Raw genomic sequence first — 7,591 nt, forward strand, 5'->3', positions numbered from 1 at the left:
CAGTTTTACAGCCCACACTGGAATTTTCCCCAAAAGGAGTTGGACAGACGTGATGCATACGCGAATTCGTACACGAATCATCAGCACACTGCTGTCGGCAGCTATGTGCCTGAGCATGTTCCCGGCACAAGCCTTTGCGGCCACAGTGGAGGCCAAACTGCAGGTAGAAGCGGAGACCCAGTCTCCTATCGCCGTTCTTGGCGGGGATGCGGAGACGGTGGAAGACGCCAGTGAGGCCGCGGAGCAGGTCCGGGAGCCGGCGGCCCAGCCCAGGCGGGTTTCCTATACCCCGGAAGGGGCCGCCTATACCCTGAACTTCGACGAGACCACCGGGACCATCCTGGGATTTACCGCCCAGGAGGGCTTCGACGGGCATTTGGTCATTCCGGAGACCATTGAGGGCCATGAGGTAACGTCCATTGGGTACAGCGCATTTTATACGAACAGCTATGACCACCGGAATCAGCTGCTGACGGTGGATCTCCCAGAGACCGTCACCGCACTGGAGGAATCCGCGTTCTCCAATTGCTACAACCTGACAGCGGTCACCGGAGGAGAGAACATCTCGGAAGTTGGTAAGTTTGCATTCAATAATTGCAGCAAGCTCAGCACGGTTCCGTCCTTTGAACAGGTGACCTCGCTGGGCGATCGGGTCTTTTGCTACACTGCGCTGACGTCCTTCCACGTTCCGGCGGGGCTGACCACAGTTCCGGATTCCACCTTTGACGGATGTGAAGCCCTGACAGAAATTACATTTGAAAATCAGATAACCGCAATCGGAGACAGCGCCTTTGCGGGTACCGGCTTAACAGCCGTTGCAGTCCCGGAGGGTGTCACTACTCTGGGTGACGGCGCTTTCGAGGACTGCGAGGCGCTGGAAAGCGTGACTCTGCCCTCCACGCTGACCTCCATGGGGGAAAAGGCATTCTCTGGCTGCTCTGCGCTGAAGGCGGTCTCCATTCCCGGTTCCCTGAGCGCCATTCCGGAACAGGCCTTTTTCGACTGCGCCTCGCTGTCCTCCGTTACCCTGGGGGAGGGTGTGGCCAGCATAGGCACGCGGGCGTTTGGAAACTGTACCAGCCTGACCTCCATCAATTTCCCCGCGACTTTGACGTCCCTATATGGGAGAGCGTTTGAAAATTGCGGCTTCACCTCTATCCACGTGCCGGCCACCGTGAAGCAGTACTACACAGTAGACGGGTATGGGTATACCTTTGATAACTGCGACTCCCTTGTCTCCGCCGTGGTCGGGTCGCCGGTTATCCCAACATGTATGTTTACGTCCTGTGACGCTCTGAAAGAGGTAGAATTGCTGGACAGCGTGACAGGGATCGGCTATGCCGCGTTTCAGTACTGCTATCAGCTATCGAACATCACTTTTTATAACTCAGCGACGGAGATCTATGATGGCACGTTGGTCAGCGCTCGCCCTACGGTCCACGGATATGAAAACAGCACGGCTTATGACTGGGCGGTGGAGAATGGGTACCAGTTTGTTGATCTGAACGCCGTCCCAACCAGGACGCTTTCCGCCCGGGTGCTCACCCCGGAAGGGGAAACGCTTACGGATGGCTTCACAGTCAACTGGTACGAAGCCGGCGGGACCACCCCGGCGGGGACCGGCGCGGTTCTCTCCGGCGCGGCGGCAGAGGCAGATTACGTCTGTGAAGTCCTGCTGGGTGGGGAACTGCTGGAGCAATATGAACAGCCTGCGCGGCAGACCGTCCCAGCGGGAACGGAGGATACAGCCATCACGTTTACCCTGACGCAACGGGAGCAGACACCGGTGGTCTCTGTTTCCGGTCAGGTCCAGGATGAGGCCGGCAATCCGCTGTCCGGTGTACAGGTCACAGCGACTCTCGCGGACGGTGAGGTCCGGACTGACCAGACCGGCCCGGACGGAAGTTTTGCACTGGCGGAGCTGCCCGCGCAGTCCGTCCGGCTCCAGATCCGCCTGGACGGTTATTACAGTAAAACCCTTGTCCTCCCTCTGGCGGACGCCGTCGAGGCGGGAGAATATCAGGTGGCTGCGGTCACGCTCTATGAGACGGTGTCCGACCGGATCGAGCTGAGCCTGACCCTGCGCCACGCTGCGGGCCAGGGGGAGAGCGCCCGTGAGGAGTCCCTCTCCGCGCTGGGCAGCTTACAGATTTCCCTGTCCTCCGGCGGGACCGGCATCGCCGGGGAAGATTATGAGGTGCAGGGGACCACGGTCGTCTTCCAGCCCGATGTGGTGACGGCGGGGCAGGAGATTACGGTCACAGTCTCTGACCCCGGCGGAGAACTGCTCGGAACTGCGGATCAGGTTATTCTGAACAGTGACCGGATGGGCAGTGCGTCTTTGACCCTGGTGGAAAAGGGCGGCTTCCGCCTGGGGAGCCTCTCCCTCCCTGGGGCGTCCAATGTGCTGGTGTTCGACAGCACCGGCGCGTTCCGTGCCATCTATACCGCCCGGACCGGCCTGACGAGCGCCCCTATGGACGTGGGAACCTATACCCTGGTTCTGATCCAGGACACCCCCATGCTGCAAAATGTCCCGGCGCTGGGCCTGCTGGAGCAGCTGGGACTGGCCGCTGGGACGGATTATGCTCAAGTCAGTGTGTCAATCCAGGATGGGGTGCTCACTGATGTCGGTCCCGTTTCCGTTCCTGCTCTGGCAGAGGATGCCTTTTCCTATTTGAACTCCGGCAGCCTGTCGGTCAATACGACCACGCCCAGCCAGGGCACTCTGGTCCTGTTCACCGCCCGTTTCGACTTGGCAGACGGCTATACAGCGCAGGAGGTACAAATTCATCTTCCGGACGGCATGTCTCTGGCGGAAGGTATCACGCTGGATAATGCCGTATGCACCTATTCGCTGCATGAGGAAGAAAACCTGCTTATCGTGCCAACGGCAGGCAGAACATCCGGCGTGATTCGCGGCTATTTGACCGCCGAATCGACTGGGACTTCCAGTGCAGCCGCCTATGTGCGTCTGAGCGGAGGAGAGCTTCAGCCTCTGGGCTCGGCCGCATTGGAGGTATCTCCAGCCGCCATGGCTCTGCTGGAACGAACCTCTCTAAGTAAAATCATTGTTACCGGCAAGGCAATGGCCAATAGCCAGATTATCCTCTATGACAATGGGGAGAAGATGGCGGAGACCACCGCCAATGCGGCGGGCTCTTGGTCCTGTGAGATGCCTTTGGCCCAGCCGCTCTATGACTACTCCTATCATTTTATCCAAGCCGAGGTGCGCCGGGACGACATTGAACCCATCCGCACCGACGAGGTGATGGTAACTTACGACGCCTCCTCCGCAAACCTGTCTGCCATCACCATGTATAATCTGAACCACATTACTGGTGAAACCGCCACCGTGCTGGACTTTACGCAGCTGGAAACCGTCAAGCCATTCTACTATTATTGGCCTGACCATATGAACTACACCTTCCAGGTGGAGTTTGACTCCCATGCGGACCAGTTGGAGGAGGTCACCGTGGTTACATGGGGGGTTAACGGGGAAACGATTCGTATCCCGGCCAGTTATGACAGCGAAACTGGAACCTGGATCGCCTCCTACGAGTTTACGGAGTACAATACCCCGGTCTCGGTGGGCGCAGAGTATGAAGACGGTACCGGCCTGGCTTTGGAGGTCAGTCCGTCCGCGTTCCTTGACTCCGCCCAGCAGTTCGACCAAGCCGTGGAACAGGCGGCGGATCGGATAGACACCGTTTACGCAGAAGAAACAGACAGCCGGCAGACGGAGGAGAATACCCTGATTTACCGCTTCAAAGAGGTAGGTGAGGATGGAAATAGTCTGACCATGGATCTTCTGCTCCCGGGGGCGGAGGAGCAAGTCCTGTGCCAGTATACCATTGCCCAGACCAAGGACAGTCGGACCGGAGAGGAACTGGAAGCGGACGGTTACAATTTCCTGCCGGACGAAAATGTGTATATTAAATTCACCCTAGACGGGTCACAAATGCGCACGGAATATGTGGATGTGAGCGCGGGCAGCTGCCTTAGCGAAGTTTATCTTCTGGGCGGCGAACAACCTGTCCAGTCTAGAATGGCGGCAGCCCGCACGGGCCTGGACATCGAATTGCCTGAGGAAGTCCCGGAAAACGGCTGGGAACTTTATGAAATGTTTGCCGACATCGTGATTGGTAAACTCAGCGATGTCCCGGTCTATGGTAAGTTTGCCTCTGCCACCCAGGACATTATCCAGACCGCAAGCCAGCAATATAACTGGCGGCGAGAGCTTAATGGCAATTATGAAGCCCTCAACGACTATCTGAACAGCGTGGAACAGGCGTTGAATGCCTCCTGCCCTGACGGTAGCCGGAAGCTGAACCCAGCTTTGGCGGAGTCCCTGTTCCAGACTTTCTTCAACCTGCGTGCGGAGATCGACGCCTATCGGGAGAACGGCCTATTGATGATCAACGCCAGCTTGGGATTGCCGGTGATCCAGAAGGTCGTCACTGACATCATCCACGACACGATCTCGGACATCGGCTTTGGGGATTTGGACCAGTGGCTGGATGATTATTACAGCGACGCCATTGAAGGCGCCCAGGAGCACAAGGACAGGATCAAAGAGCTGCTGGGCGAGCGCTGGAAGCTGGAGGGCGCCATGGCCGAGGTGGAGGAGTTGCTGGATACCGGCAACTTCACCGATTACATCACCGATAAAGTGCTGAGCAGTTTTATCACCGAGTCGGCGGACGGAGACATCATTGATGTACATTTTGGCACCTGGAGCGTTAAATTTTATACGGAGCAGGGCGTGGAGAATTACCTCAACACCGGCTTCCAGGAATACTATGAGCGAATCCAGGATCTGTCTCTGGCCATCGTTCGAAACTATGTTGACTGTCCTGATGACGAAGATGACCCGGACACCGATCCTGATCCGGACCCAGATCCCGATCCTGACCCCGATCCCGACCCCAATCCAGACCCTGACCCGGACCCCAAACCCGACTTTCAGCCTGACGATGGGTTCTTTGAGGACGGCAAAGATATTCCCAAGCGGGATCTCGTTCCCGGTCACGATCCCTCCGGCTATGTCTATGAGGCGGTGCCCTCCAACCGGCTGGAAGGAGTAACAGCCACTGTCTATTATCAGGACGGCAACAAGATGATGGAGTGGGATGCAGAGAACTACGACCAGCTCAATCCCCAGATTACCGGCGCAGACGGGGGATACGCCTGGTTTGTCCCAGAGGGGCAGTGGAAGGTGACATTCTCAAAGGATGGCTACCAACCTGCTGACAGCAGCGATGTCCCCGCGGCAGCCGCCAATGAAGAAAATACCGGCTGGCTCCCGGTCCCGCCGCCCCAGTTCAATGTGGATGTAGGGATGATTTCTCTTGCATCACCAGAGGTAGAACAGGCAATTGCCTATCATGACCGGATGGAAATTACGTTCAGCCAGTACATGGACATCGCCAGCGTACAAGCCGCAGTCTCCCTCAGCCACGGCAACGAAACGGTGGGCATCACGGTGGAACCGCTGGACGCGGAATACAACCTGGAAGAGACAGAACAGTACGCAACCCGGTTTGCCGTGACTCCGGAGGACGGAATCTGTACCGGCACGCTGATGGTCGCGGGCAGTGCTGAGAATTATGCGGGCACGGCCTTGGGCGTTGGAACTGAAACCACGTTTACAGAGCCGGTTCAGCGCCCCACCGGGATCGTGATGAACGGGCAGTCCAATCTCGTTTATCAGGAGTCCGGGACCCTCACCCTGACCCTCCAGCCGGGTGTGACCGGAAAGACCCTGACGGTAGAAAATCTGACGCCCAGCCTACTGGATGTGTCTGCGGAAACGGTCACAACCGGAACGGACGGAAGCGCCTCGGTCACCATCCGCGGCAAACTGCCCGGAGAGGCTATGGTGCGGGTCACCGAGCCGGTTTCCGGCTTGACGGAGTCCTTTGTGATTTCCGTGGTCAGGACGGCGGCGGAGTTGCCGGAGGATCCCGAGCAGCCCGAGGCGGAAAAACCCGCTGTGGTAACCGCCGCGCTGGCGGATGGGACACCCGTGACTTCCGGCATGACGTTGGAGAGCGGCGCGCAGGTCTTCCTGACTACCGCCACCCAAGGGGCGGAGATCCGCTATACGCTGAATGACACTTGCCCCTGTACGGAAGAGGCGCTGACTTACGCCAGCCCCATTACTTTGACAGAGGACACGGTGCTTCGGGCCGCAGCCCTGCTGGACGGCGTGTACAGCGATACCATCCGCCTGGAGCTGACCGTCCAAGCGGCGGAGCCGGAAGACCCTGATGATTCTGACGATTCCGGAAGCGGAGGCGGTGGAGGCGGATCTTCCAGCACTGGTGGCGGTAGCACGACGGCCTCGGAGGATGAGCCTTCTCAGGATTCCATGCCCTTTATAGATGTGGATGAAAACGACTGGTTCTACGACGCGGTGGCATACGCCTATGAGAACAGCCTTATGGCCGGAACCAGCGGAACCACATTCAGTCCCGATCTCACTACCACCCGTGCTATGATCGTCACCATTCTCTACCGGCTGGAGGACACTCCCATTGTTTCCGGCGGGTCCGACTTCACCGATGTGGAGATCGGTCAGTGGTACAGCGACGCCATTGCCTGGGCAGCAGCCAACAACATTGTGGGCGGTTACGGCAACGGCCTGTTCGGGCCTGACGACCCAATCACGCGGGAACAGCTTGCCGCGATCCTCTACCGCTATGCTCAGTACAAGAGCTATGACACAACCGCAAGCGATGATCTGTCTCGGTATACTGACCTTGGCCAGCTCAGCGAATGGGCGCAGGAGGCCGTGGCATGGGCTAACAGCGAAGGTATTATCAGCGGTACCAGCGCAGTTACATTGGCTCCTAAGGACAGCGCAACCCGTGCGCAGGCAGCGGCGATGATGATGCGCTTCTGCGAGAATATTACACCGTAACCCTACAAGCATAAAATCCCTTGGTAACAAGGGCGCACTTCTATACAGGGGCAAGCCCTGTATATCGTGCGCTCTGCGAGGCAGACAGCCCGGACAGCGAATGTCCGGGCTGTTTTGCGTCACTTCGTTCCGAACAAGAGGGCTGCACCCTCTTGCGGCTTCGCCTATCTCCTGCACACTTTGTGGGCGGAGCAATTTGCTAGCGCAAACTGCTCCGCCCACAAAGTTTTGAATATGTGACCATGACCGTTTACCGTTTTTCGGTAGGCGGTCTTTTTGTTTCTATCCGTCAAATTTTTAAGGAGGTTATGCACCATGCCAAAACAGAAAACCATCCCGGAGCTGGAAGCTGAAATTGCCGCCAAAGAACGTCAACTTGCCCAGCTTCAACACAGACAACAGCAGCTAGAAAACCGCCGCAGCTACTATGAGAAAGGCGACCGCCGCAAACGGGCGCACCGCCTCATCACCTGCGGCGCGGCCATCGAAAGCGTGGAGCCGCTGGCAAAGGTTTTGACCGAAACCGAGTTCTACGCCTTTGCGGAAAAAGCACTTACTTTGCCGGAAGTCAAGAGTTTGCTCATGTCCGCCGTCAACGCCCACAACGCCACCGAGCAGAAAGGAAAGGGATAATATATCGCACTGTTCCATTTTCATGTAACGCAG

The 7,591-nt window shown here is 57.7% G+C and carries 2 protein-coding genes; both read left to right on the forward strand.

Annotation, left to right across the window (positions count from 1 at the left end; translation table 11 throughout):
- Positions 1 to 52: 52 nt before the first annotated feature.
- A complete protein-coding gene (locus QZY67_RS11890; protein WP_224775974.1) occupies positions 53 to 6,925 on the forward strand; it encodes a leucine-rich repeat protein in 6,873 nt (2,290 codons plus the stop codon).
- Between the two features lie 315 nt (positions 6,926 to 7,240).
- Positions 7,241 to 7,558, forward strand: coding sequence for a DUF3847 domain-containing protein (locus QZY67_RS11895; protein WP_295370567.1), 318 nt, complete (start codon positions 7,241 to 7,243; stop codon positions 7,556 to 7,558).
- The last annotated feature ends 33 nt before the right edge of the window (positions 7,559 to 7,591 follow it).

The organism is uncultured Pseudoflavonifractor sp., from assembly GCA_904419835.1.
In the GTDB taxonomy this organism is placed as follows: Bacteria; Bacillota; Clostridia; order Oscillospirales; family Oscillospiraceae; genus Pseudoflavonifractor.